Annotated in this window: 17 protein-coding genes and 1 tRNA gene; 8 read left to right on the forward strand and 10 right to left on the reverse strand. The window is 60.1% G+C overall.

The genetic code is table 11. The annotated features are described in order from the left end of the window. Position 1: 1 nt before the first annotated feature. From FJE54_RS16415 to FJE54_RS01735, 5 genes are all read right to left on the reverse strand, one after another. Positions 2–793, reverse strand: coding sequence for a type II secretion system F family protein (locus FJE54_RS16415; protein WP_139650926.1), 792 nt, complete (start codon positions 791–793; stop codon positions 2–4). A 152-nt stretch (positions 794–945) separates the two neighbouring features. After that, positions 946–2,268 (reverse strand): TadA family conjugal transfer-associated ATPase, encoded by a 1,323-nt coding sequence (locus FJE54_RS01720; RefSeq protein ID WP_139650928.1) that lies wholly within the window; start codon positions 2,266–2,268, stop codon positions 946–948. Further along, positions 2,259–3,659 (reverse strand): CpaE/TadZ family protein, encoded by a 1,401-nt coding sequence (locus FJE54_RS01725; RefSeq protein WP_139650930.1) that lies wholly within the window; start codon positions 3,657–3,659, stop codon positions 2,259–2,261. The genes FJE54_RS01720 and FJE54_RS01725 overlap by 10 nt, the downstream gene beginning before the upstream one ends. Then, entirely contained in the window at positions 3,656–4,297 is a 642-nt protein-coding gene (gene cpaB, locus FJE54_RS01730) for a Flp pilus assembly protein CpaB (protein WP_139650932.1), read from the reverse strand. The genes FJE54_RS01725 and cpaB overlap by 4 nt, the downstream gene beginning before the upstream one ends. 358 nt (positions 4,298–4,655) lie before the next feature. Continuing rightward, a tRNA-Val gene (locus FJE54_RS01735) sits at positions 4,656–4,730 on the reverse strand. Positions 4,731–4,891: 161 nt separating this feature from the next. Between FJE54_RS01735 and FJE54_RS01740 the strand changes: the two genes are divergently transcribed. The 4 genes from FJE54_RS01740 to FJE54_RS01755 all read left to right on the forward strand — a co-directional run bounded on the left by FJE54_RS01740 (position 4,892) and on the right by FJE54_RS01755 (position 13,382). Then, positions 4,892–6,304 carry a response regulator transcription factor gene (locus FJE54_RS01740; RefSeq protein ID WP_180326500.1) on the forward strand — a complete coding sequence of 471 codons (1,413 nt, stop codon included), beginning with the start codon at positions 4,892–4,894 and terminating at the stop codon, positions 6,302–6,304. A 160-nt stretch (positions 6,305–6,464) separates the two neighbouring features. Beyond that, entirely contained in the window at positions 6,465–8,231 is a 1,767-nt protein-coding gene (locus FJE54_RS01745; RefSeq protein ID WP_139650935.1) for an FAD-dependent oxidoreductase, read from the forward strand. Positions 8,232–8,382: 151 nt separating this feature from the next. Beyond that, positions 8,383–9,387, forward strand: a complete 1,005-nt coding sequence (locus tag FJE54_RS01750) for a DMT family transporter (RefSeq protein WP_139650936.1) — start codon at positions 8,383–8,385, stop codon at positions 9,385–9,387. Between the two features lie 140 nt (positions 9,388–9,527). After that, positions 9,528–13,382: an EAL domain-containing protein gene (locus tag FJE54_RS01755; RefSeq protein WP_139650938.1), complete on the forward strand. Its 3,855-nt coding sequence runs from the start codon at positions 9,528–9,530 to the stop codon at positions 13,380–13,382. Between the two features lie 20 nt (positions 13,383–13,402). On the opposite strand, the gene FJE54_RS01760 is transcribed toward FJE54_RS01755, so the two are convergent. The 3 genes from FJE54_RS01760 to FJE54_RS01770 all read right to left on the reverse strand — a co-directional run bounded on the left by FJE54_RS01760 (position 13,403) and on the right by FJE54_RS01770 (position 15,662). Continuing rightward, a complete protein-coding gene (locus FJE54_RS01760; RefSeq protein ID WP_139650940.1) occupies positions 13,403–14,275 on the reverse strand; it encodes a dimethyl sulfoxide reductase anchor subunit family protein in 873 nt (290 codons plus the stop codon). A gap of 3 nt (positions 14,276–14,278) precedes the next feature. Further along, positions 14,279–14,929 (reverse strand): Tat proofreading chaperone DmsD, encoded by a 651-nt coding sequence (dmsD, locus tag FJE54_RS01765; RefSeq protein WP_139650942.1) that lies wholly within the window; start codon positions 14,927–14,929, stop codon positions 14,279–14,281. Positions 14,930–15,053: 124 nt separating this feature from the next. Next, positions 15,054–15,662 (reverse strand): CarD family transcriptional regulator, encoded by a 609-nt coding sequence (locus FJE54_RS01770; RefSeq protein WP_139650944.1) that lies wholly within the window; start codon positions 15,660–15,662, stop codon positions 15,054–15,056. Between the two features lie 356 nt (positions 15,663–16,018). Between FJE54_RS01770 and FJE54_RS01775 the strand changes: the two genes are divergently transcribed. The 4 genes from FJE54_RS01775 to FJE54_RS01790 all read left to right on the forward strand — a co-directional run bounded on the left by FJE54_RS01775 (position 16,019) and on the right by FJE54_RS01790 (position 20,049). Further along, complete coding sequence (locus FJE54_RS01775) at positions 16,019–17,650, forward strand: response regulator transcription factor (RefSeq protein ID WP_139652171.1); 1,632 nt, start codon at positions 16,019–16,021, stop codon at positions 17,648–17,650. Positions 17,651–17,713: 63 nt separating this feature from the next. Beyond that, positions 17,714–18,538, forward strand: a complete 825-nt coding sequence (locus tag FJE54_RS01780) for a zinc finger domain-containing protein (RefSeq protein WP_139650946.1) — start codon at positions 17,714–17,716, stop codon at positions 18,536–18,538. Between the two features lie 31 nt (positions 18,539–18,569). Then, positions 18,570–19,247, forward strand: a complete 678-nt coding sequence (locus tag FJE54_RS01785) for an aspartate/glutamate racemase family protein (RefSeq protein WP_139650948.1) — start codon at positions 18,570–18,572, stop codon at positions 19,245–19,247. Positions 19,248–19,374: 127 nt separating this feature from the next. Then, complete coding sequence (locus FJE54_RS01790) at positions 19,375–20,049, forward strand: YczE/YyaS/YitT family protein (protein ID WP_139650950.1); 675 nt, start codon at positions 19,375–19,377, stop codon at positions 20,047–20,049. A gap of 200 nt (positions 20,050–20,249) precedes the next feature. Here FJE54_RS01790 and FJE54_RS01795 read toward each other — a convergent pair whose 3' ends face one another. Together FJE54_RS01795 and nrfD are read right to left on the reverse strand one after the other, a co-directional pair. Beyond that, on the reverse strand, positions 20,250–23,633 hold the full coding sequence (locus FJE54_RS01795; RefSeq protein ID WP_139650952.1) for a molybdopterin dinucleotide binding domain-containing protein: 3,384 nt from the start codon (positions 23,631–23,633) through the stop codon (positions 20,250–20,252). Beyond that, positions 23,617–24,984 carry an NrfD/PsrC family molybdoenzyme membrane anchor subunit gene (nrfD, locus tag FJE54_RS01800; protein WP_139650954.1) on the reverse strand — a complete coding sequence of 456 codons (1,368 nt, stop codon included), beginning with the start codon at positions 24,982–24,984 and terminating at the stop codon, positions 23,617–23,619. The genes FJE54_RS01795 and nrfD overlap by 17 nt, the downstream gene beginning before the upstream one ends. Between the last annotated feature and the right edge of the window lie 5 nt (positions 24,985–24,989).

Raw genomic sequence — 24,989 nt, forward strand, 5'->3', positions numbered from 1 at the left:
GTCAATCGAATCCTACCCGCAACAGCGAGCGAACGATAAGCACGCCCGCCACCTGCATGGTCACAGCGATTACCAGCAAAGCCAGCCCGATGGGGCTCGTGAAAAACGGCGCCAGAAAGTTTTCCGTTATCAGCGAAAACACAGCCATCAGCACAAACGGCATCGCAGTGACCACACGCGCAGACAGTTTCGCCTGCGCCGTTTGAACCTGCAGCGAACGGCGCAGCTCCAAATCGCTCTCAACCGATTCCCTTGCCGAAGAAAGAATTCCGTGCATGCTTCCGCCGGCGTCATGCTGCACCTGCAAGGCGATGGCTACGAAAGCAAGCTCCGGAACACCCGCCTGGCTTTTGAATGCGGCAAGGGCCTCGTCTGCGGTGCGCCCCGTTTCGAGCTCGCGAGCGCCGCGGGCGAACAGCTCGCCAAGGGGGCCTTCCACCTCGGCGGCTATGTGTTGAAACGTCTGCAGAAGCGACAGCCCAGCGAAAAAGCACGATTCCATCGCGCGAAGCACATCGGGCACCCCTTCCCGCAAACGCTGCACACGGGCTTCTTTCGTGCGCTCGAGCGCAAACCGGCACGCGATGCCTGCGCACGCCGCAAGCGCAAGTCCGAAGACGGGTGACGCGCCTACGACCGATCCGGCAACGACCGAAACAAAGAGGCCAGCGCATCCGATCGAGCATAGGTTTTCGACGGTAGTGGCATACCTTTTCGAGCGCACTACTCCCGCCGCTTCGCGGAAAAACCGTTCTATAGGAGAAACGCGCAGTACCAACCGAGCAACAGGCATGCACCATACGATCCCCTTCCTCAACAACGCGGCAACCACACCGCTTTCCTCGAGCGCCCGCTGCTGGGTTCTTTCGGCAAAGCGCCGCCGCCGCGCGCAAGAGCATGCGGCGGGAAGGAGAAGCGCGCCGGCTGCAAACGCTGCGGCGGGCGCTAACCACAAAGCTGCACGTGCGCTTTCCACTGGGCCACCTCCTCGGCTCGGGCGACGCCCTGCTCGGGCAGCTCCTCTATCCACACAGGGGCATCGCTCCAGCTTCCTCGGCGATCCGCATACGATCGATCGAACAAGATTCTGACGCTGCAGCCCCGATGGTCGTCCCCGTGCGACAATTCGGCGATCTTCGATACGAATCTCGCACCGTCGGATGCACGCGCAATCTGAACGATCAGGTCGATTGCGCTTGCGATATGCGTTTCGATGACATCGACCGGGAGGTCGGCCCCGTAGCGAACCATAGTGGTCAGACGCATGACGGCTTCCTCGGGGGCGTTCGCATGCAGCGTCGTCAGAGACCCGTCATGTCCGGTGTTCATGGCCTGCAGCATGTCGAGCGCTTCCGCACCGCGACATTCTCCAACAACGATCCGATCCGGTCTCATCCTGAGCGCCCCTATCACCAGATCGCGGATCGTCACTTCACCGAAGCCCTCGGCATTGCGCGGCCTCGCCTCGAGGCGAACGACATGAGGATGCTCGCGAAACCTGAGTTCCGCTGAATCCTCGATGGTGATGATGCGCTCCTTTTTCGGTATCTCGCACGACAGCGCGTTGAGCAAGGTGGTCTTCCCCGTACCCGTTCCGCCCGATACCGCTATGTTCTTGCGAGCAGCTACCGCCCAGAGGAACAACTGCTTCATCCGTCTATCGAACGAACCTGTCGCAACCATATCGTCAAGCGTCATGCCGTACGGCGCGAACTTTCGAATAGTTAGAATCGGGCCGTCGAGGGCGAGCGGCGGTATGATCGCATGCACGCGATGACCCTGCGGCAGGCGCGCATCGACGGTGGGCGACGCCTCGTCGATGCGTTTTCCCAGAGGCCCGATGATCCGATCGATCAGAGCACGAACCTGATCGTCTGCCGAGAACACGCTCTCACTTCGAACGAGCACGCCGTCTCGCTCGTAATACACCGAGTTCGTTGCGTTGACCATGATTTCAGTAACCGTTTCATCGGCGAGCAGTCCTTCGATCGGCCCATAGCCGAATATGCTGTCAAGCAGCTTGCCCACCAGCTCTTCGCGCTCGCGCGTGTCGACCTTAATCCAGGTTCCATCATGGAACACTTCGCGGCAGGCGCTCATGATCTCGCTTCGCGCCAAGACGGGATTGCTCGCAGCCATCGCAGCGATATCGGTGGCGGGAATGCGCTCGTACACCTGCTCCCTCAGCAATTCAGACGGATTTGCCGAGCTCCGGGAATGGAGCGAATCGTCGGCGACCGCGCACGCCGCCCGTTTCATCAAAGACATGCCGCCCCCTTCCTGCGTCGACCGAAGGGGAATCGTTTCGTTTTCGCCGAAACCCCAGGAGTGCTTTTCACCGCGTCGCCCGAGGGCATCATATCGACGATCATGCGCTCCAGGCTGAGGCACAGCTCGTTGCGCTCTTTGATGAGATCGAGGGGAAGACCCGCACCGAGCAGCTCGTCGACCGCCTTGCCCCCATCCTTGAGTTCGACCGCATGCGATCCACCCAAAGCGCACGCGATATCGAACGACGAGAACAATGCGCCTTTCGCGCATCGGTTTACCGCAAACACGAAGGGACTCGTTGCAATCCCGCAACGCGAGCACATTTCGAGCGCGTGCTTACTCGCCCGCAGCGAAGACGCACGCTGATCGACGATGAACAGCACGCGAGACGATCGCTCGAGCAACTGGGCAAGCCGTTCGTCCCAATGCGACGACGTATTGGCCACCACGATATCGAACCGCGAGCTCGCCCTATCGACGGCAGCAATCAGGCCCTCCCCCAGCACTTCGGATTGTTCGAGCCGCCGTGGCGCCGCGAGAAGCGCCGGCTCGGCACCATCGGCATCGAGGCGATCGATCCGCGATGCGTCGGACGCCGCATCGTCGAGCGTCAGCGGATGTTCGCAACCCGTAATGTAGTGCATATCCCCGAATTGGAGATCGGCATCGAGCAGCAGGGTTCTCCGCCCGAACCCTTGGTAAAAATAAGCTGCAAGCGCCGCGACCGTACTCTTGCCCGCGCCGCCGCACGCACTGACGACGGTGACGAGGTTCGCCGTCTTTTTCGCTGCCAGCTTTGCCGTTACCGCACTCGGATCAGAGCGCGGTTCGCTTTGCGCAGAGAGCGCAGCGGTCGCGCAGCCCGAAACGTCGGATGCTTTGCCCGTCGGCGCAACCAAGGCAGGGCCGGGGTTTTGCTCGATGGACGGCACCGTATCGAGCGGGCGCCTCGAGTCCGACGACCGAGCTTCAACGACCCGGTTTTCCGAAGCGTCGGATAAAAGGCCCTCATCCGCGCAATGCGCCACATCGAGTTTTGTCCGAGCGTATTTCGAAGAGAAATCGCTTTGCGTAAGCGCCGCGTCGATTCCGGCTGCGCTTGCGCGGCTTTTAAGCGAGCCTCCCCCATCGAATGCGAGCAGATAAACGCCGCGGTCCTGCACATCTTTCTTCAGAGCAGCTGCAAGGTTTATCGGCTCCATCTCGTCACTCGAGGCAACCCAAACCTCTTTGATGTCCTCGGCTTGCTTTAAATAGCTCCGAGCTTCTACGGCGCTGCAGAACAACCGCAGCCACGGTTGGGCAAGAAGGTTTTCTCCGTCTAACCCGATCATCTCCGGCTTCATCGCGCTTTCGGAATCGACGCAAAGGACTACCTCGGGCTTCATGCGGTGCCCCCTTCCTGTTTGTCACCTGGCATTACCAAATAGAGCTCCGTTTTCTGCGAAGCTGCGATCAGCTCCTGAACCGACTGGGGATCGACCGCAAGCGCAACCCACGAGATAGCCCCTTCCCCCTCGTTGCTCGAAGACACGACGGGCACGTCCGTTGCGAGCAGCTCGGTTCCGGAAGCGCCCGTCGAATACACGTCGACCCGAAGCCCCGGGCTCACCGAACCGCCGAGAGCCTGGACGTCTTTCACGGGTATGCTCAGCACGCTCAACCCCGCAGGCGCGTCGATCGCACGATCCGCGTGCTCAAATCGCTTAGAAGTCACGACTTCGCCCTCGTATACCGGGGAGCCAAGCTGCTCGCCGGACACATCGCGCACCGAACGAACGGCATCCGCCGGCAAAAGATCGGCAAGCCACAGCCGAACCGTCGTATTCGTCGCATCGACTTTTTCCCCTACGGCGATATCGCGTGTCGCAACGCACACCTCCACCTGTTCGCCACCGTAGCGAGACAGCGCCTCGGCGCGGGCTTCGTCCGCTTCGTGACGCACGGCTTGCAGATAGATGAAAACCGCTGCAGCGCACACGATGCCGCATACGATGCCCATAATCACCGTTGCCGGTTTCTTCACTGCCGCCTCCTTGGTACGGTGCCTTGTGGTGTTCGGCATATAGCATCCCAAAGAGACCTTGCATTTTCGTCTGAGGTTCCTCGCTGCGAATCTGCGTATTTTCCTCACGCATCGCCTGCGAACCTTACGCACCAGGGACGCATTGTCCCGTGAATTTCTACACGAAAGACGCCCGAAAGGGAGAAAAAGCTTACGCGGTTCGTGCCTGGTTTATACGCTAAGGCGCAGGTTTGGCAATCGACTACCGCGCGAAGCTTTGTCCTATAAGCCGTAAAGCCCCTACGTCGATGCGACATGCAAGGTTCGGGTACACGCAAAAGACCGCCGGGTAGATCCGACGGTCTTTAAGAGATTCATATGGTGGGCGATGAGGGATTTGAACCCCCGACCTTGAGTGTGTAAAACTCCTGCGCTCCCGCTGCGCCAATCGCCCATGTTTTGTGCGGATAGCCATTCTCCCACAACATCCGCTATTCCGCAAACGCGGCAGGATCTTTGCGCGCGTTTCGGAAAAAACAACATGGTATGATGCATACCGTATTCGCTCGGGGCGGCACAAAGCAGAGTTGCCTTTTATTTTTCAGGGGTGCAGGGATGAAGCAACAGCTGCGAAGACTCAGTCCTATCGGCTTGGGTTTTTGGCAAGCATGGTGGATTACCGCCATGTGCACGCGAATCGTGATTCCCCTCCCAGCGCATCCCGCACAGGCAGGAGGCTTCGATTACGCCTCGTTCTTCAATGCCGCAATGCTGGCAGGCACCGTACTGGGCTATCTGGGCGTTGCCCTCCTTTCTAAGCGATTCGCACCCATTTCAAGCAAGCGCGGCATTCACGCGCTCGCTGCAATCTTGGCGGGCTGCGGTTCACTCGGCATGTCGCTCCTCATCGGCACCGCTTCCCCTGAAGGCGTACTCCTACCGGGATACCTGCTGTGCCTTGCTTTATTCTCGCTGGGTAATGCATTGGTTCTCATGCTGTGGGGCGAGCTTTGGAGCACCTTGGCAACCGGTACGGTCGGAAGACATCTCTACTCGTCGTATCTGTTCGCCATCATGCTCTTCTTCGTCATACGAACGATACCGGAGCCCGTCATCGACATCGTTACCGCATGCCTGCTGCCCATCAGCGTTGTCATACTCAGATTCGCAGAAGAGCTGCCCCGCCGCGTTAAGCCAAAAAGCGAGGCTCCCGAACCTCGGGTGCCATGGCTTCGCGCCCTCGTTGCCATCGGATTGCTTAACCTGGCATGGGGGCTTTGCCAGAAGCTCGTGGGACTCAGTGCACCTGGAGCCGACACCACCCTCAACGCCCTTCTCCTCGCCGGGTTCCTGCTTGCTCTGCTCGTTCTTTTTCTGCTGGCACTCAAACCCGCAGATGAGCCTCTCGTCATGCTCAAGCCCGTCATGCCGGCCCTCGCCTGTGGCATGATCTTTATCGTCATAGCTCCCGATGCGTGGCTATTCGTCGGCGACGGCATCGCTATCACAGGAGGATACTGCCTCGACATGCTGATCATGCTCGTAGCATGCGACATGGCCCACAAGCAGCGGATTCCCGTAGCATGGGGGTTCGGACTAGCTATCATCGTAGCGCGTGTTGGATCGTTCATCGGCAGTTCGATCGTCCTTTTTCAGGGTCCTCTTTCAAAGGCCGACATACAGGCGGGGATCCTCTTGGCGGCGGTGCTCGTCATCCTTGTCGGCTTTGTGGTGTTCACGGAATCAGATTTGCAAAAAATCTATCAGGTCGCACCTGCCGCGCTCTTGCTCGATACGTCGATCGAGCAACGCTGCAAGCTCGTCTCGCAAAAATACAACCTCTCGGCTCGCGAGGAAGAAGTGCTCGTCCTCCTTGCGCACGGGCGGAGCGGACCTTATATCGGCAACGAACTCTGCATCGCTCCCGGAACCGCGAAGCGCCACATCAGCAACATCTACCGCAAGATCGGGGTAGCCGACCGCCAGGGCCTGCACGACATCGTCGCGACCGCCGGCAGCAACGAGTAGCCCCTTTTTCTCTATGTGCCGAAACGGTACATCTTTCCTCCAGACCCATGATTGTGCCCATTCGGGTGATGCCTCTTGCCGCCGAGCGTGATGAGATTGCGCAAGCCGACGCGAACAAGGCGCACCGGCAACAAAGTTCGTCACAAGAGGAAGGGATGTCATGAAAAACAAAACGAATGCAAACGAGGACACGGCCGCTCGCAACTCGGGCGTTTCGCGCCGCACGTTTCTCAAAGGGGTCTCCGCTGCGGGCGCGATGGCAGCGCTGGGCGGCGCAACCGTAGGCTTGGCGGCATGCAGCCCGCAAGAATCGGCAGCGCCGAGCTCGTCTGATGCGAGCAAAGCAGCGGGCGATCCCGCAAACGCCGGCACGCCAGCCCCAGGCTCCGGTTACTTCAACGCGCCCTCATGGGCGACTCCGCCCGCACCCATAGCCGATTCCGATATCAGCGAAACCATCGAAACCGAAGTGCTCGTGCTCGGGGCCGGCAACGCGGGCGTGGCTTCGGCATGCAGCGCAGCGGAAAACGGTGCGAAGGTCGTCGTGTGCGAAAAGACTGCGACCGTAAACGGCCGCGGCGGTGGCGTCGGCGCGGTGAACTCCCGTTTGAACTACGAAGTCGGAGCAACGACCGACGTGATACGTGCTCAGTACTTCTGGAACCGCACCTGCGGTAACCGCAACAACGAGCGCTTGGTAACGCTTTTTATGAACGAATCGGGCAACGCCATGAACTGGCTGCTCGACAAAGCCGATAAATACAACGTCACCTACCAGGTGTTCGCCGGCTATTCGACGAGCGGCTACTTTCCCGAAGAGCCGTCGAATCACACGTTCAACGCACCGGAGGATTGGGAGAGCGTCGTTCCCGAAGAAGCGTTCAGCTGCCGCTACATTCCCGCGCAGATAACCTATATGGACTGCCTCGAGCTTGGTGTCGAATTCCTCTTCGAGCACGTAGGCTTGCAGCTTGTGAAAGACGACAGCGGCAAAGTCAGCGGAGCGATCGTGGAAGACGCAACGGGTGCGAAGAAAAGGATCAACGCGTCGAAGGCGGTCATTCTTGCAACCGGCGACATCCACGGTGACCAGGAGATGATGGACTACTACTGCGAAGACATCATGAAGAACGTCATCCGCAGCGACTATACCCCCGTCGGCATCAACACGGGAGACGGTCATAAGATGGGCATGTGGGCAGGCGGCGTCATGCAGGAATCTCCGTTCCCAGTCGCCTTGCACCCGCAGGCCGGCGCGTGGTTCCATGGACCTTTCATGTTCGTCAACTTCGAAGGACGCCGTTTCTTCAACGAGGCGACGTGGGTTCAAGCGAAATCGATCAAGTGCATGGAGCAAACGAACCACTATGCGTTCTCGATCTTCGATTCCAACTTCGGCGAAGACACCAAAGACAGCCTCAGCAACGGCGGCGGAATGTTCTGGGATTCCATGAGCCGCAGTACCGAGCAGGAATTCGAACCCGAAATGGTCACCGGTTTGGTGGAAAGCCAAGCGGCAGACGAGAAGGTTGCCTGGAAAGCCGACACCCTTGAAGAGCTTGCCGACAAGATCGGCGTCGACAAAGAAGCGTTCCTCGACGAGGTCAAGCGCTATAACGAGTTCTGCGAGAAGGGTCTGGACGAGGATTACCACAAAGAGCCTGGGTTCCTCTACCCCATCAAGGAGCCGCCTTTCTACGCGACGATGTGCGCACCGGCCATTCTCGTGGTAACCGGTGGCCTGAAAATCAACACCGAACTGCAGGTGCTCGATGAAAACGGTGAAGGTATACCGGGTCTGTACGCTGTCGGCAACACCTCGGGCGACCTCCATGCCGTAGACTACCCGATAACCGTTTCCAGCAATTCGAACGGACGCTGCTTCACCTGGGGTTGGCTCGTCGGCCAACAGGTGGCAAACCTCTAGCCCGGCATCATTCGGCGTCGAAGCAGGTGCCTCGCACAGCTTCGACGCCGATGGTACGTGCGCTCGGCTTCGCACGATCGAACCCATCCTTACCGCAGCAAGGGAAAAGCTTCCTCGCAATCGGGCCCGTCAGTGCTATGATGCTCTGATTATGTCTCATGCTGAAGCGGACAATTCAAAGCCGAAGCCCCTCTGGCTCTTCAAGGGCTACCTTCTCATTGCCGCCGCCATATGGGGAATGGGAACGGTGGTCATCAAGGCTACCGTCGATTCGTTTCCGCCCGCATGGCTCGTCGGCGTGCGCTTCACGTTTGCAGGCCTCATTCTCGGCATCGTTTTGCTCCCACGCCTCAAAAAGCACCTGAACGCCGATCACCTGAAAAAGGGCTTCGTCCTCGGCGTGTTCATCTTTCTCGCCTATTGGACGAATTCGACGGGGCTTACCGACACCACAGCTTCGAACAGCGCTTTTCTCACCTCGTTGTACTGCGTGATCATCCCGTTTCTCATGTGGGCGCTCTCAGGGCCTCGTCCCACGAAGTTCAACATCGCCGCAGCGCTCGTCTGCGTCGCGGGCGTCGGCTGCGTTTCGTTTGCGGGCTCGACCGACTTCGCACTGAGGTTCGGAGATGCCGTCACGCTGCTTTCGGCGGTGTTCCTAAGTTTCCACGTGGTCTACACCTCCCGATTCGCATCCGGCCGAGACATGATGGCGCTCACCATCATCCAGTTCGTCGTCGCGGGGCTGCTCGGCTTTATCGCAGCGTTCGCGTTCGAACCCATGCCCGATTTCGCCACGCTCGGCTTCGATACCTACATAAGCCTCGGATACCTCGTCGTGTTCGCTTCGTGCATCGCCCTGCTGCTGCAAAACATCGCCGTCGCGCATGTCGATCCCGCGCCAGCCTCGCTCTTCCTCGCCACCGAATCGGTGTTCGGCGTCGTCTTCTCCATCGCGTTTCTCGGCGAAGTGCTCACCGGCCCGCTCTTCGTCGGATTCGGCCTCATCTTTGCAGGCATCGTCGTGAGCGAATACCTGCCGCTTCGAGCCGAGAGACAGGCGCTCGCACGCAGCGTCGCGAACCTCGAAGGCGTCATCGAGCGAAAAGTCGAAGATATCGAGGGGGACATGCACTCGTCGCATCATCGCAAGTGACCGTCCGAGACCCCACGATCCCCGCCCGACGCCACCGTGTACGCGGCAATCTGTATCTCTACGCTATCCAGTCATGGTATGCTGTACGATCATACGCCACACACGCACGGCGGCCTTTGGCACGGAACGAATCGAGGGGTATGGCTGATTCGAAACATACAGGCAGGCATTCCTATGTGATCGATCACTCGTATCGCATTGTCTCTATGAACGAGCGCGCCCGAAAGCTGTTTCCACGCGGGCGCGAGGGCGATATATGCTTCGAAGCGTTTCGCAACCGCCACAATCCGTGTACCGACTGTCCGTGGCACCCCGAATCGGGCGAAGAGCTCAACCAGGAAGTCATCTACAGCCAAAGACTCGACCGATGGTACGAGATTCTCAGCTTGGAAATCGAATGGCCCGGCCACGGTCCCTGCGTGCTGTTCTCGTCGCAGGAGATCGACGAGGGCAGCAAAAACCTCTTCTTCGCGCTTACGAAAGAGGCGGCCTACGACGAGCTCTTCGAAATCGACCTCGCCCGAAACAATTACCAGGTGCTGTACAGCGAACAAGGCCTGTTCGCCGCACCCCCCTCAACAGGGCCGATCGACAACATGCTCGACGACATACTCGAAAGTCTCGTGCACCCCGACGATCGGGCGCGGTTCGTCGAATTCTGGGACATCACCACCATCCTTACCCGAATCACGCAGGCAGGCGGCACTCTGCAAGATCGCTTCCGCAGGAAAACCGCTTCGGGGTTATGGGGCTGGACCACGCAAACCGTCATCCCCGTGAAGCGCGGGGCAGGAAACGAACCCGTGCTCATGTGCTTTATTTCGCAGGTTAACGACGATTGGATCGGCGATGCCGCCCTGCCGCGCGAAGATGCGCTGGTCAAACAGCTTGAAGGCCTCGATCCGCTTACGGCTACGTACAACTCGGGTACGTTCATGAGGAAAGCAACCGAGCTTGCAGCCGTTGATCCGAGCAAACCCTACGAGTTTCTCTATATCGACATCGAAAACTTCAAAGTGTTCAACGAGTGGTTCGGTCGCGATGCGGGCGATCGGCTGCTCAAGGCAATCGCCGAGCATCTCAAGCAGCTTGCCGCATCGCACGGCGGAATAACCGGATACCTCGGGGGAGACGATTTCGTGGCACTGCTGCCCTACGGGACCGCCGAGTCGGTCGATCTTGAAAACGCCCTCAAAACCATCTCGTCTCCCGCCGACCGGGGCATCGGGTTCCAACCCGCCATCGGCGCGTGCTTTGCACAGGGCGGCGCGATCCCCATGCGCACCATATGCGACCACGCCATGACCGCAGCGCTCTCCATCAAGGGTAACTACGCGAAACGCTGCGTTTGGTACGAACAGGGTATGACGCAGCGCCTCGAAGAAGATCCGAAGATACTCATCGAAGTGCAGCGTGCACTCGAAAACCGCGAGTTCGTATTGTACTGGCAACCTCAATGCAACACCCGTACCGGCAAGATCGTCGGCGTCGAGGCGCTTGTACGCTGGAACCACCCCGAACGCGGTCTGGTGGGTCCGGCGGATTTCATCCCGATCCTCGAGCGCAACGGGTTTATCGCAAGCCTCGACCTCTACGTATGGGAAGAGGCTTGCAGGCTGATCAAAGGCTGGATCGATCGAGGCGAAACCCCTATTCCCGCCTGCGTGAACATCTCGCGGGGCGATCTGTACTCCATCGACATAGTCGAATCCATCACCGAGCTCGTCGATTCGTACGGTCTCGACCGGTCGGTCCTGCACCTCGAAATCACCGAGAGCGCCTACGCCGAAGACGAGAAGATGATCGAGGCGGTAAGCGCCTTCAAGGAACGCGGCTTCTCGGTGTTCATCGACGATTTCGGCAGCGGCTACTCGTCACTCAACATCCTGCGGGAGATCAAGGCCGATGTGGTGAAGATCGACATGAAATTCCTCGACCTTTCCCAAGACGAACTCAACCGAGGCGAAAGCATTCTCGAATCGATCGTTACGATGACCCACCTCATGGAGCTTTCGGTTGTTGCCGAGGGGGCGGAAACCAAAGAGCAGGTCGATTTCCTCAAGGATATCGGCTGCACCTACGCACAAGGCTACTATTTTTACCGGCCGCTTCCGACCGACGAGCTTGAGCGGCTGCTCGCGAACAAGGATCTTGTTGACTACCGCGGCATCAATTTCCAGCCCGTTGAAATCATCGAGATTCACGACATATTCAAAAACGATCTCGCAAGCCGTTCCATCATCGATAACGTCGTCGGCGCCATGGCCGTGTACGCGCTTTCGGATGACGGTTTCGAACTGCTTCAGGTGAACAAGCAGTACTACCGTGTCACGCAATGCGATCCGAGCGACATGGCGAAAATGCGCGCGGGCATCCTCGATTACGTGCATCCCGACGATCGGCGGCAGCTGCTCGAACTGTTTAAGCAAGCGGAACGCCATGCCGTATCGGGCGCGCTCGGTACGTTTCGGCGCCTCACCGCCGCCGGCGATACGATCTGGATCAGAATCAAGACGTTCCATCTGCGAAACGAGGGAAACCGCAAGCTGTTCTATGCGACGCTGCTCGACGTCACCCGCGACAAGCTTCAGGAAGAAGCCCTGCGCGCCTCCCAGAAAGCGCTTGAAGAAGTGATGGGCATCCATGTGTCGGATCAGGCCATCGGAGACATCACCGCCGAAAACCAGCAGATCGCCGCTCAGGTTTTCTCGCAAACCGCGCCGAGCGGACTTATAGGCGGGTACTGCGAAGAGGATTTCCCCATCTTTTTCGCCAACAACGAAATGGTACGCATGCTCGGATGCGATTCGTACGCCGATCTTGTCGATGCAATTGGGGGGAAGGTCATCAACACGATTCACCCCGACGACCGGGAAAGCGTCGCTTCGGATATCGGGCCCGAATACTACGAAGGCCTGGAGTACAATACGCAGTACCGCCTGGTGCGCAAAGACAAGTCGTGGACGTGGGTTGCCGATCGGGGCCGCGTGGTCCGCACCGAAAGCGGGCGGTTGGCTATTGCAAGCGTGTGCATCGACATATCGGAAACCGTGCGGATGCAAACCGAGCTCGAGCTGGAAGACCGTTTGCTCAAAAGCGTCGTCGAGCAGGCCGACCTCAACGTATGGCTCTACGATATCGAAACGAACTCGCTCATGTTCAAAAACATCTCGAGCGAAAGCTTGGCAGCGCGGTTCCTCGCGTCGAACGGTTTGCTCGAGCACAACGAGACCGCTGCGATCGACCTCGACGAAGCGCTTGCCACAAGCACGTTTTCCTCTGACAGCCGAGAAAAGCTCGCGGCGATGTTCTCGGGACTGAGCCGCGGTATCGATTCCGAATGCGAGATACTCGTCGATTTCAAGAGCGGAGATCAACGCTGGGTAAAGATCTCGTGCGAAGTGGTGTACGGAAGCGACGGCTCTCCTGCAAAAGCCATCGGCTATCTGGAGGACATCGACGAAACCAAAAGGCGGGTGCTCGATCTGAAAACGCGAGCCGACCGCGATTCGCTGACGGGGCTCCTGAACCGCTCGGCAGGGTCGCGGGCCATCAAACGGGCGCTCGCGGCAGCGAAGGAGGAAAGCGGTTCAGGGGCGTTCATAATCCTCGACCTCGACGACTTCAAACACATAAACGATCAATTCGGCCACATCGTCGGCGACAAGGCCCTTTCAGAAATCGCACAGAGCATAAAGAAGTTCTTCAGAAAAGACGACGTTGTATCCCGTTGGGGCGGCGATGAGTTCATCGCGTATTGCTCGGGGCTTGAAAAAGCAGGTGCCGAACGCAAGGCGAACGATATCTGCACGACCGCGTTCTCCATCGACACACCCGATGGGGAGCAAGTGAATCTGTCGGTTTCGGCTGGCATCGCCCTGGTTCCGGATGAAGGAGGCGAGATAAACGAACTGTACCGCTGCGCAGATGCCGCCCTCTACAAAGCGAAGGCAAACGGAAAATCTCAGTTCGCCATAAGCGAATCGCAGATCTGAGCCAATCGCCGAAGAAGTGCTTACGCAAGCCCTATGGTCATGTGCACCATATAGAACGCGAACCGCATGACGAATATGCCCGCAAGAACAAGCGCGCAGGAAGCTATGACCGTGCCGAGGCTCGGAAGCTTCCCCTTCGAGAGGGCCGCAAAGTCGAGCGCAATGCCCAAAGCGCAACATACGAAGAACACTGCGACGAGAAGCCCATAGGCAGGCACGAGGTCGGCGGCGGTTCCGAAGGCGTTCACCATCCCGGGGTATTCGGCCCCCTGCAAGGCAAACCCCGCAGTGTTGGCAACGAGCGCAACGGCTGCGCACAGGCACATCGCGCGCCCGAACGAACCCGCAACGAAATCGGCTTTCGCCCCGCGCAGAGCGGCAACGGCCAAAAGCGGGCCTCCCACCAGCGCATTGAGCCACAGGTTGAGGGGCACGAAGGCCGTATTCCAGGAAACGATGGTTTCGGCATCGTAGGCGAATGCGACCGCCGTGATGAATGCCGCCCCCGCTACGATGATCGCTACCGACCATGCGCGCTGCAAACCGATACGGGGTTTTTGCGAAAACGAATAGAGCCAATACACCCCTGCCAACATGAGAAACACCACGGCGCAGAACACTTCGGTCGAAAGAGGCGAGCGCCCCACGCCCATGAACACGTACAGCGCATTCGCGGGGTTTCCGAGATGGGTTGCCGACGCGACGAGGCCGATCATCGACACCATGAGCGGTATGCAGAGGAACTGATCGATGCGCCTGCGAAGCGCACCGTCGATCTTACCGCGCGCAAGAGCGGCGCTCATGATCATGAACGCGAACACGCCCGACGGTGCGAGCGTCGTGAACAGGACAAGCGTTATCTCGCCCAACGCTGTTTCGAATCCCGATCCCATCGGCTAGCGGTAGTACCTCGGATACGTAACCTCAAGCGCCAACTCGCGCTGCATGCCCTCGAGGCTTTCTTTCGCAAGCAGCGCAAGCCCCTGGTAAAACGGCTGTTCAGCCGCTTGCGCTAACTCATCGAGAAAATGGGATGACCAGGTGAGCACATGGTCGCACAGGTATTCTTCGACCAATTCGGGCTTGGTTTCGGCCAGCCAGCCTAGCAAAACGAGCATAAGACCGATATGGTCCTCGGGCGTTTTCTCGTCGGTCGTGCGTTCGATGCCGTTGTCGCGCATCCAGCGGCGAAGCTTGAGCGTGCTCTCGCCGAATACGACGCATTCGCGGTCGGTATACACCGAACCCCACGGGGGAGCGGGCTTTTTAGCGGGCCCGATGAACAGCCGAAGGTACTCCCACACAAGCCCGTCATCGTCGATGCCGCCCTCAAGGCCTCGAACCATCAACGCGAGCAGCTCTTCGGCACGCTCGTCGGCAACGAAAGGCCATTCTTTTCCTGCTTCAGTCGGCTCGAGCACGGCTACCGCCTCGAACGCAACCTGCGCGTCGCCCTTGACAGGATCCTGCAGGAAAAAGGGGCCGAGCGTCTCGCCGACGAACGCCACCTCGCCGCGAAATTCGACGTCGTTCAGTTTCGTATGCATTGGTCTCCTTCTCGATAGCACGTTGGATCGCCACCATTGTATCCCACTCAGTAGGCACCGTGCTTACAGACCAGCATACCCAAATACCATGCTCGGCTATCACATGATTCGTGCGATTTTGAGGCTATCTGCCGCGAAACCCCCTGCGTGCACCGCATGAGCTGCGCGCGGACGTTTTGGCCTCGATGCGAGCGGACAGATATGCCGGTACCTGCTCGGGCTTTATTTCGAGAACCATCGCAAACTCGTCGTTGATCATCTTCTCGGCGGTCTTGAGAAACCGGTCGTCGCACGCATGAAGCTTCTTGCCGCGTTCAAGCTGCTGTTCGCGATGAAGATACAGGGTCTTAACCAAACGCATGAGCTCTGCGCAATCGCCGCGTGCGATCACCTCGCGGTACGCGATCTTGCGCTCGGACTCGTCTTCGATCCACATGAGCGGCTTATCGGATATGTCCTCGATAAGCCCGATGAGCTCTTCGGGCGAAAGGATGGTCCGCATCCTGCCTATCAGCCGCTCATTATCGAGGGGAACGAATACGGTCGATTTCTTCTGGTACACCGGCTCGAGCACGTAGTACTCCCCCGATACACCGCCGACATCCTTATGCGTGATCGCCTGTATCGTGCAAACGCCGTCGCTGCCGTACAAAACCGTGCTTCCCACTTCGAACATGTGCCTCACTCCGCTTTCGTGCCGTTCTCCCATTTCGCGCGCATAGTTTATATTCATTGTACTCCGTTTGGATTTTCCGTGTAACAAAATCTCCAAATGGCAGAAACGAATGCCTCAGAAGCACGAAAGCTTGTCACATAAAACGTGCGAACTTTTTAAAGATGCTGATCAAGAGCTTGGTGCCCGTTTACCGTTTTACCGACGATCCCCGTTTGCGCACGATACTCGCGCTATACTGATCGCATACCGAAACACCGCAAAACGAGGGGAACGGCCATTTCGACACCGCACCACATCGCTTCGATCGTACGTGTGCCGATGCGCGTGCTCAGAGCGCCTTGCCGTGGTGGGCGCTTCGTTGCGAACGCGCTTTCGGCATGCCTGAAAGCGGCGGGGTGCTCGGAGACGCGCGCATGAACCTCGCGAGCCTCGTTTCGATCCTCAAGCCGAACGTGACCTCGCTCGGCTACGCGCTCTTCCTCGCCATCAACGCAGCGGGGGTATGGGGCGGCGTGTTTCCCTTTTTGCCGATGGAATTCCAAACGCCTGCGATCGTGTTCAACTTCTTCCTCGCCCAATCGCTCGTGTTCTCGCTCAGCTACTTCGCAAGCGCGCTTGGCGTGTACTTCTTCCCCGGTCCGACGCGGAGGTTTCTGGTAGCCGCTGCAAGCGTGCCGTACTTTTTGGGATGGTGCTCTTTGGTGGGCGCAATCTATATCGACGAAGCCGCCGTAGCGCTTGTCGTTGCAGGCGGCGCCTTGCTCGGCCTCGGATCGGCGGGCTTCTATATGCTCTGGCAGCGCCTGTTCGCAAGCCAGGAAGCGGATGTGGGCAACCGCGACCTCATCCTCGGCACCGCCTACGCTTCGATTCTCTATTTTTCGCTGTACCTCATTCCTCAAGCGGTAACCACGTACCTGATTCCGCTTGTGTTCCTGCCCCTGTTTGGTCTGTGCATCGTGCTGAAAAGCAGGACGATCGATCTCAACCAGCCTATGTTCGAGGATGTGCCGCGCGCCCATCCTCACGTGTATCGGCAAATACTTAACGACTACTGGCGCAGCGCGCTCGCCATCGGGACGCTCGGCTTCTGCTGCGGCATCATGCGCTCGGTCGCCATCGGCGATCCTGAAATCGGTTCGCTCGTGAACGTGCTTTCGATGGGAGCATCGCTCGTGGCGGCCGTCGTGCTTTTGCTCGTGTGGCAAGTTAAGAACATCAGGCTGAACGTGACGGCTGCCTACCGCATCTTCTTTCCGTTCCTCATCTCAGCGTTTCTGCTTCTTCCCATCTTCGGCGAGGGATTCACGGGCGCGTTTGCGAGCGCGCTGTACGCGGTGTACTGCTGCGCCATCATGCTCATGATGATTCAATGCGCTCAGGCATCACGCGATCGCGGCATCAATCCGGTATTCATCTACGGATTCTTCGGCGGCATCGTGTACATGCTCCACGACATAGGGTTCATGAGCGGCACCTTCGCCGAATACGTTACCATGATGAGCATTCCCCCGCTCGTAGCCGTCGCGCTGGCGGCGCTGTATCTGCTCGGACTCATGCACTTCATCGGACACGGCGGTTTCCGTCAGGCGCTGCGGCCCAGCCAAGCAGGCGCCGACAGCATCGAGCTCGTGGCGCTCATGCCGCTTGCCCCCAAGAAACCCCACGCCGAGCAGACCCGCGACGGGACGCCGAACTTCGAAGCCGGCCAAACGACGCCTGCGACCGAGGCCCGTCTTTCCAAGAAGGGTTCGAAAGCTCGAATGGCTACCCGGCCCAAGCCCGCTGAGGAGCCGCTGTATCGCGACCGCATCTCCAAGCAGGCGGCAGCGCTGCAGCAGCACTACCGCCTTTCGGCGCGCGAAACCGAAGTCATGGAGCTCATCGCACGCGGCAACAGCGTCGCCCGTATCGCCGAAGAGCTCGTGGTCTCGGAAAACACCATCCGCACGCACAGCAAGCGCATTTACGCAAAGCTCGCGATTCACAAGAAACAGGAGCTTCTCGATCTTATCGAGGCGTTCGATCCGAGCGATTTGAGCTGAACTCCCCCGTTCGTCGGCTGCTTCGGTATAATGGGCGCGTCAGCTTTTAAGCAAGGAGTTACCATGCTGGAACTTCCCGAGAGCACAACCGTTGCCCGCCAGATCGCCGAAACGTTCGAAGGACGTAAGGTCGCCTTCGTCGAGGCGGCCCACACCCCGCACGGGTTCGCCTTCTACAGCCACGACGCAGACGCCTATCCGAACCTTCTGGTTGGCAAAACACTCGATACCTGCGAAGCGGCAGGTGGCATCGTCGATGTCACCGTAGGCGACGTTCACCTTGCATTCAACGACGGCACGAACGTGCGCTTCGTCGAAGCGGGCGGCGCGCTTCCCAAGAAGTATCAGTTCTATCTAAGGTTCGACGATGGCGGCGGCATCGTATGCTCGGTGCAGATGTACGGCGGCATGATGCTGTACGAAAACGGCGTGACCGACAACTTCTATTACAACGTGGCGCGCACATTGCCCTCGCCGCTTACCGACGCATTCGACAAGCCCTACTTCGACGCCCTCGTCGCTAAAGCCGATCCGAAGCTGTCGGCGAAAGCCCTCTTAGCCACCGAGCAGCGTATACCGGGCCTCGGCAACGGCGTCTTGCAGGACATCCTCTTCAACGCGGGCGTGCACCCGCAAAAGAAACTGCGCGATATGGACCGAAGCAACATCGATGCGCTGTTCGCGAGCGTAAAAACCACACTTGCCGCCATGACCGCCCAAGGCGGACGCGATACCGATAAGGATTTCTTCGGCAAACCGGGCGGCTACGCGACGATTCTCTCTGCGAAAACGAAGGAACGCCCGTGCCCGCACTGCGGCGGCCCTATCACCCGCAAAGCGTTTCTCGGCGGAAACGTGTACTTCTGTCCCGTATGTCAGCCGCTCTGAGCTCGCCGCTGAAAGCCTGGAAGGAAGCAGCATGGAAGGCACCCGCACGTTTCGCATCGGCATCATCCGCGTGCTCACGCAAGACCAAGAGGCAACCGAATCTCACGGACGTCTGATCGAGCACTGGTTTGGCCAGTTCGAGACAGTCTCGCGTTCTCTGCCTGACCAACCCGAAGGCGTCCACGATCCCCGGACAAAAGCGCTCGCCGTACCGAAAGTCGTTGCCCTTGCACGCGAATTGGAATCTGCGGGACTCGACGGAATCATCGTGAGCTGCGCCGACGATCCAGGCGTTCCCGAAATCCGCGCAGTCGCGCACATCCCGGTTGTCGGTGCCGGCGAAGCCACCGCCCAAGCGGCGCTCAGGTTCGGCAACCGCATCGGCGTGCTTGGCATCACCGAAACCGTTCCCGCTTCCTTTAGGCGCATCCTTCAAGACCGCCTTGTCGCCGACATCGTCCCTGAAGGCGTTTCCTGCACGCTCGATCTACGTACCGATGCCGGGCACTCGGCTACCGTCGATGCAGCCCGCGAGCTTGCAAAGAAGGACATCGACGCCATCGCGCTCGCCTGCACAGGACTCGCCGATGCGAATATAGCACCGACGCTCGAGCGCGCAACGGGAGTGCCCGTGCTCGACCCTGTGCTCTGCGCCGCCCATGCGCTTCTATTCGACCTCGTGCGCGGGGCGGATACCCGCCGAGCGTAACCGAACGGTGGCAACATAACGCCCGAGCAACTGCCGCTTCTCTGCCTCGAAACGGTTTCGCCCGCCGTCCCTGCGTTCGTCGATACTGGGTACAACAACCGACGAACCGCAGAAACGAGGCGGCCCTATGGCACAAAACAAGGTACCCGAGAAGACGAAGAAACTCGCGAAGCGCGTCGCCTTCTCTACGCTCGGCATCGTAATCATCTCGCTCGGCATCGCCGTCAACCGCATCGGCGGCGTCGGCGTCGACCCCTTCACCGCGATGAACATCGGCATCAGCGACATGCTCGGTATTTCGCTCGGCGTTTACCAGCTCGTTGTGAACCTCATCATTCTCATACCCATCTTCATTTTCGGGCGTAAACAGATCGGCATCGGAACCATCATCAACCTCGTAGGCGTTGGGTTCCTTGTCGATTTCTTCACGTGGGCGCTCACCTCGACGCTCCCACTCGACGGCGGGCTCGTACAGGCGGGCATCTGCCTCGTCATCGGCGTGGCGCTCTTCACGTTCGGAGTATCCACGTACATGAACACTGACACGGGCGTCGCCCCCTACGACGCCGTTGCGATCGTCATCTCGAACCGCACGCCCGCACCGTACACGCCCGTGCGTATGGCACAGGATATCCTGGTTGCCATCGTCGCGTTCTTCGTAGGCGGCCCCATCGGGGTGTTCACGGTGATCGCTGCGTTCTTCGCCGGCCCCCTCATCACGTTCTGGAACGATCACGCCATCGTACCGTTGCTCAAGTTCGCAGGAGCCTATCCCGATACGCGCGCGCGGGCCCACGCCTAGGCGAAGGCCCGAGGGCACAGGGACACAGGGGGACACAGGGGACACGGGGACGGTCCTTTTGTGTTGTCCTAGACAACACAAAAGGACCGTCCCCCTGTGTCCCGCAATACGCTTGCTGTTGGGCGAGACGATGAGAGCCGCGCCCTGAGCATACGCAGGACACGGCTCTCACCACGTCGGATCATCGAACGTTTCGATTCTTACGCCTTACGTACTTCCACCCACAGATCGAGCTGGGCCGCTCCACCCCCAACCGGATCGTTGAGTCCGCCGCCGCCTTCGATCGTCGGATCGTCGGGCAGAAGCTCGTTCATCCTGAAGCCCCGACCGCGACCGCCCGCATAGCCCGTCTCCTGTTTGCCGGGCTCGTCGCCGTCGAGGATGCCCGCCTCTTGCAGGTAATCGGGCGCAGGCTCGAGCACTTCGCCGTCGACGGTGATCGGTTCGGCACGGTATCCCGTATGCCCGAACGAATAGTTGCACCCAACCACGCCCGGGCGGATGCCCTCGGTTACGCGAACGTGGCCGCCGAACGTGCCATGAGGGCCTTCGATCTCGATCGCGTCGCCGTTTGCAAGGCCGCGCGCTTCGGCATCGGCAGGTGCCATCCACACGAAATTCTCGGTTGTGACCTCACGCAACCAGGCAGACGCGATCGTGCGGTGCGTTCCATTCGTGCGCGCTTTCCAGTTGATGAGCGCAAGCGGGCGCTCGCTCGGATGCTCGAGAGGCGTGCCATCGGCGTAGGCGACTTCAGCGGCTCGCGCGAGCCCGTCGAAGTTCTCGCCCGTGAGCGCGTTCTTCGTTGAGGCTGTCTTCGGATCGTAGAAGGCGCACAGGCCGTTGTAGCGTACCGCGATGAGATCGCCGTCGTAGCCGTCGTCCTTCGCAGGATCGGCCGAGGCGAATCGGCCGCCGCGGTTGAGCACGTAGACGACTTTCGGCCATTCTTCTTCGGTGACCGCCGCCTTCCAGGTACCGAGGTCGAACGTATCTTTGAGCGAACGGGTGCGCACGCGCTCGAACAGATCGAGCTCGTCGGCATCGGCATCGGGCACGGGGTCTCCCGCATAGGCGATGTTCGCGGCCATCTTGAGCCAATAATCGTACTGGTTGTTGAGCGCAGCCGTTTCGCCCGAACCCGCTTTACCGCGCTCCACGCCCGCATCGCCCACACCCGGAAGCCCGAGGCGCTTCATGATCTCGATGTACACGTCCTCCACCGGACGCGGTCCCTCGTATGCGCGCACGGCGGGCTGCCCGAGCTGGATGAGCTTGTACTGCTGGTTCGGATAGATCGGTTCCTGGCTAAACCGCTCAAGATAGGTCTGATCGGGCAGCACGAAATCGGCGAACCGCGAGGTATCGCCCACCTCGACGTCAAACGATACGAGCAGGTTGATCTTGTCGGTATCGGTCAAAACATCGGAAAGCCTATCGCCACCCGGCGTAGAATCCACGAGCGAATGGCGGTGGATGAACAGCGCGCCCAGATGATCGTACACGTAACCCGCCCGCAACGCAGGCACAATCTCATGGGAGAGGTTGCCCGGCAGCGGGTACCACGGGCGCTTCGCCGGATAGCCGTCCTGTTTGAAGTAGCTCGTCTTCTCGTACACCGTCTTCTGGCGCGTGATCGGAATGCCCCAGGCTTTATGGGCGTGCGGCGTCGACGCGAGGTCATAGCGCCCCGCAAGCGGGGCAAACTTCGCTGCCGAGGCGATGTGCCCGCCCTTCCAATCGTGGTTGCCGATGAGGAAGTTGAGGTAGCCGACCGCCCTCACTGCATCGAACCCGTTGGTATGCATGGCGGGGCCGCGGTAGCTCATCACGCATGCGCGTTTGCCGTGCGAGGTGAACTCGCGGGCAACCTCGGCAACCACCGCGGCATCGATGCCCGCAGCCCGAGCGTACTCTTCGAGCGTATGTTCGGCCAGACGCTCTTTCAGAAGTGCGAACACGCTTTTCACATGCACGGGGCCGTCAGAGGTCTCGATATCCCGGTCCACGTCGAGCTCGGCTGCGCCGTCGAACCCGTCCGCCTCCACGAGTTCGCCCTCGGCGATGACGAACCGCGCATCGTCGGCGAGCGGCTCGCCCGATGCGCCTGGCTCACCGGCGCGCCCGAGCAGCTTTGCCGTCACCACGGGGCGCCCCGGCTTGTCAACCGCGATCAGATGCGTCGCATCGGACCATGTGGGCTCGCCGATCGCCTCGGCCGCCTTCTTGCCCGGAGCGCTCAGATAACGCGCGTCGAACCGTTCGTTGTCGATGATCCACGAGGCCATGGCAAACGCGAGCTCGGTGTCGAAACCCGGCTTTACGGGAAGCCACACGTCGGCCTTCGCCGCGCTTTTGCCCTGGCGGGGATCGACCACGAAAAGCCTCATGCCGCGCTGGCGTGCAACTGAAAGGCGCGGGGCGAGCCATGTCGGCCCCTTGTTCGCCGTCATCGGTTCGGTACCCCAGATGATGAGGCACTCGCAGTTGTCGATATCGGCGTACATCCGCTTGTGTCCCGTCGTCGGATGAGTGCGCGCGTTACCCATGACGCCCGTCATGCCGCACACGCCGCCGTGGTTGAACTGATTTACCGTGCCGAAGCCCTGCTCGGCGAAGCGGTCGCCGATGAGGTACATGCGATCGCCCCCGCAGGCGCAGAACAGGTTCGATTTCGGACCGAGATCGGGATGGTCGGTATCGATGAGCGTATCGGCCCATTTCTCCTCGAAGGCGGCTTTCTCCATCTCGCCCGCTTCGACCCGCGCCACATCCGCCTCGACCTGCTTTTGCGGAGCGAACGCCCACCACGAGACGATACCCGGCGTGCCGAGCGCAGGCGATCCGTTCACAATCTCATCGATGGCCGTATCCCACGAAACGCTCTCCCATTGGTTGCTGCCGCGCTCGCCCACGCGCCGAAGCGGCTGGGTGATGCGCAGCGCATCGTGGGCGAGCTGGATACCCGCCTGACCTTTGAGGCAGATCATGCCGCCATTGAAGGAACGGCCGGTCGTAGCCATGGTGCCGTCGGGGGCAAGCGCTTCTTCGGGAGACGCAGCGTAGGGCACGGGCGCGTACGGTTGCGAATTGAGCGGCGAATAGGGGTTGCCCGCGATCTTGCGCACGAGGGCGGTCGCGCCTTGCGCGGCCGCTTCGCCCTCGGCAGCGTCGGACACGCGTACCTTGATCGTGCAGTACGTATTGCAGTTGTTGCACATCGAGAAGATCACATCGTCGGCCGAATAGGCGTCGGTCTCATCGCCTCGCCCATGCGGGAGGTCGGTGTACTGATCGGTGTTTGCCATGTACGTACCCAACCCGATGCCTCCCGCCAATGCTCCGAGCGCTACTGCGGCGCTTGCGCCGACCACCGCGCGACGCGTGGGCGTGCCGAACGGCGACGCCGTAGTAGGTGCGTCGTTGTGCGCCCCCGCCGCGCCTCGATGCGCCCGCTCGTCGTGCGATGTTCCCTCGACTGGCAGCGCCTGACCATCGTGCGAATCCCCCTCGACTGGCGCGTAATCGCCGTTCGTCCCCGCTACTTCGGCGCGATGCACCTGGTCGTTACGCTCTTGCTCCATCACGAGCACCTCCCTCGTACGCGGTCGAATAGGCGGAAGCATCCAGCGATGCCGGTGCAGCCGAACTCGAGGCTGCCGCGTCGTCGGCGAGGGGAATCGCATCGCCGGGGCGCGGCCCGCCTCCCGCCGGCGCACACGAATCAGGCTCGCCCGGGAAACCCTCGGCAGCACCCGCCTTCTCGAGCGGAACGAACCGCACGGCAAGCCCGAAGAGGGCAACCGTCATGCCGAGTACGAACAGCGCCACGAGCACTTCGGATACGCTCGGTAGGTAAATCGGCTGCGGTAAGCCCTCAAGCAAAGGAGCCGAAAAACCGGCGACCACGAACACGTAGCGTAGCGAAAGGATGCCGACGAGTGCGCTGAGCGCCGCAGCAACGGTGAATCCCGCGCGCCGCGTGGCGTAGCCGGCTATCAGCAATACCGCGGGAACCACGAAACCAAGCCCTATCTCGCCGATCCAGAAGAGTGGGGCGAGATAACCCTGCAGCATGGCTGCAACCGCCACGCCCGAGCGCGGATCGTTCGAAAGGAGTATCGGCGCGAGCTGGAAAAACACGCAGAACGCGAGGACCGCGAGCGAGGCGACGAACACCCAGACGAGTCCCGTCTGCGCCGCTTCGTCGACGCGCTGCGCACGCAGGCGGGCGAGCAGGCGGCACACGACGATGAGAAACGCCGCCGCCGAAACGAGGGCCATGACGTAGAAGAGCACCGATGTGATGCCGCCCTCCCACAAGCCCCGCGTCTTCACCGCAGCGAAGAACATGCCCGTGCCGCCCGGAGGCCCTACGAAGGAGGTCGCAACACCGATGCCCGCGAGAACGCGGATGGCGAGGTTCACATTGCCCCGATTCTGCCCGCGCGGCCGGTCGTTGTACAGTACGAGCGCAAGCTGGGCGATCGAGACGATCAAGAAAAAGATGTAAGCCTTGATCTCCCATGAGAGCGGCGAGGACCAGTGGAAGAACGGCAGCACCGTCCACGAGTTCCTAATGGCCCCCAGATCGATGCCGATGAAAATCATCGACACGACGAGCGAAACGATGCTCATCCCGAGCGCAAGCCGCGCAACCGAAGCGAACCGGGGAATGCGCAGCAGGTATGTGAGTGCCGAAATCAGATACAGGCCCCCTGCCAAGCCCGAGAACCAGATATAGACGGCAACCCAAAGCCCCCAGGGTACGGCGTTCGTGGCACCGGTGAGAGAGAGGCCGTTCGCAAGGCGGTCGAACATGAAAAACGCCCCCGCACCAAGCAACGCGACCACGATGACGGCCCAGACGACGGTTGTTTTGCGGGGAAACGGCTGCGTATCGGACGCGCAGCGCTGCAAAGAAGGATGCTTCATGGCGA

Origin of the sequence: Raoultibacter phocaeensis, assembly GCF_901411515.1 — a bacterium.
GTDB lineage: Bacteria > Actinomycetota > Coriobacteriia > Coriobacteriales > Eggerthellaceae > Raoultibacter > Raoultibacter phocaeensis.

What these genes read in the sequence shown, in the direction of transcription:
- FJE54_RS01720 (WP_139650928.1), bottom strand. Translation starts at nt 2,268, where the DNA reads ATGTCTTTGATGAAACGGGCGGCGTGCGCGGTCGCCGACGATTCGCTC.
- FJE54_RS01790 (WP_139650950.1), top strand. Translation starts at nt 19,375, where the DNA reads ATGGCACAAAACAAGGTACCCGAGAAGACGAAGAAACTCGCGAAGCGC.
- FJE54_RS01760 (WP_139650940.1), bottom strand. Translation starts at nt 14,275, where the DNA reads ATGGGATCGGGATTCGAAACAGCGTTGGGCGAGATAACGCTTGTCCTG.
- FJE54_RS01785 (WP_139650948.1), top strand. Translation starts at nt 18,570, where the DNA reads ATGGAAGGCACCCGCACGTTTCGCATCGGCATCATCCGCGTGCTCACG.
- FJE54_RS01725 (WP_139650930.1), bottom strand. Translation starts at nt 3,659, where the DNA reads ATGAAGCCCGAGGTAGTCCTTTGCGTCGATTCCGAAAGCGCGATGAAG.
- FJE54_RS01775 (WP_139652171.1), top strand. Translation starts at nt 16,019, where the DNA reads ATGAACCTCGCGAGCCTCGTTTCGATCCTCAAGCCGAACGTGACCTCG.
- FJE54_RS01795 (WP_139650952.1), bottom strand. Translation starts at nt 23,633, where the DNA reads ATGGAGCAAGAGCGTAACGACCAGGTGCATCGCGCCGAAGTAGCGGGG.
- FJE54_RS16415 (WP_139650926.1), bottom strand. Translation starts at nt 793, where the DNA reads ATGCCTGTTGCTCGGTTGGTACTGCGCGTTTCTCCTATAGAACGGTTT.
- FJE54_RS01770 (WP_139650944.1), bottom strand. Translation starts at nt 15,662, where the DNA reads ATGAATATAAACTATGCGCGCGAAATGGGAGAACGGCACGAAAGCGGA.
- FJE54_RS01750 (WP_139650936.1), top strand. Translation starts at nt 8,383, where the DNA reads ATGTCTCATGCTGAAGCGGACAATTCAAAGCCGAAGCCCCTCTGGCTC.
- dmsD (WP_139650942.1), bottom strand. Translation starts at nt 14,929, where the DNA reads ATGCATACGAAACTGAACGACGTCGAATTTCGCGGCGAGGTGGCGTTC.
- FJE54_RS01740 (WP_180326500.1), top strand. Translation starts at nt 4,892, where the DNA reads ATGAAGCAACAGCTGCGAAGACTCAGTCCTATCGGCTTGGGTTTTTGG.
- FJE54_RS01755 (WP_139650938.1), top strand. Translation starts at nt 9,528, where the DNA reads ATGGCTGATTCGAAACATACAGGCAGGCATTCCTATGTGATCGATCAC.
- FJE54_RS01780 (WP_139650946.1), top strand. Translation starts at nt 17,714, where the DNA reads ATGCTGGAACTTCCCGAGAGCACAACCGTTGCCCGCCAGATCGCCGAA.
- FJE54_RS01745 (WP_139650935.1), top strand. Translation starts at nt 6,465, where the DNA reads ATGAAAAACAAAACGAATGCAAACGAGGACACGGCCGCTCGCAACTCG.
- nrfD (WP_139650954.1), bottom strand. Translation starts at nt 24,984, where the DNA reads ATGAAGCATCCTTCTTTGCAGCGCTGCGCGTCCGATACGCAGCCGTTT.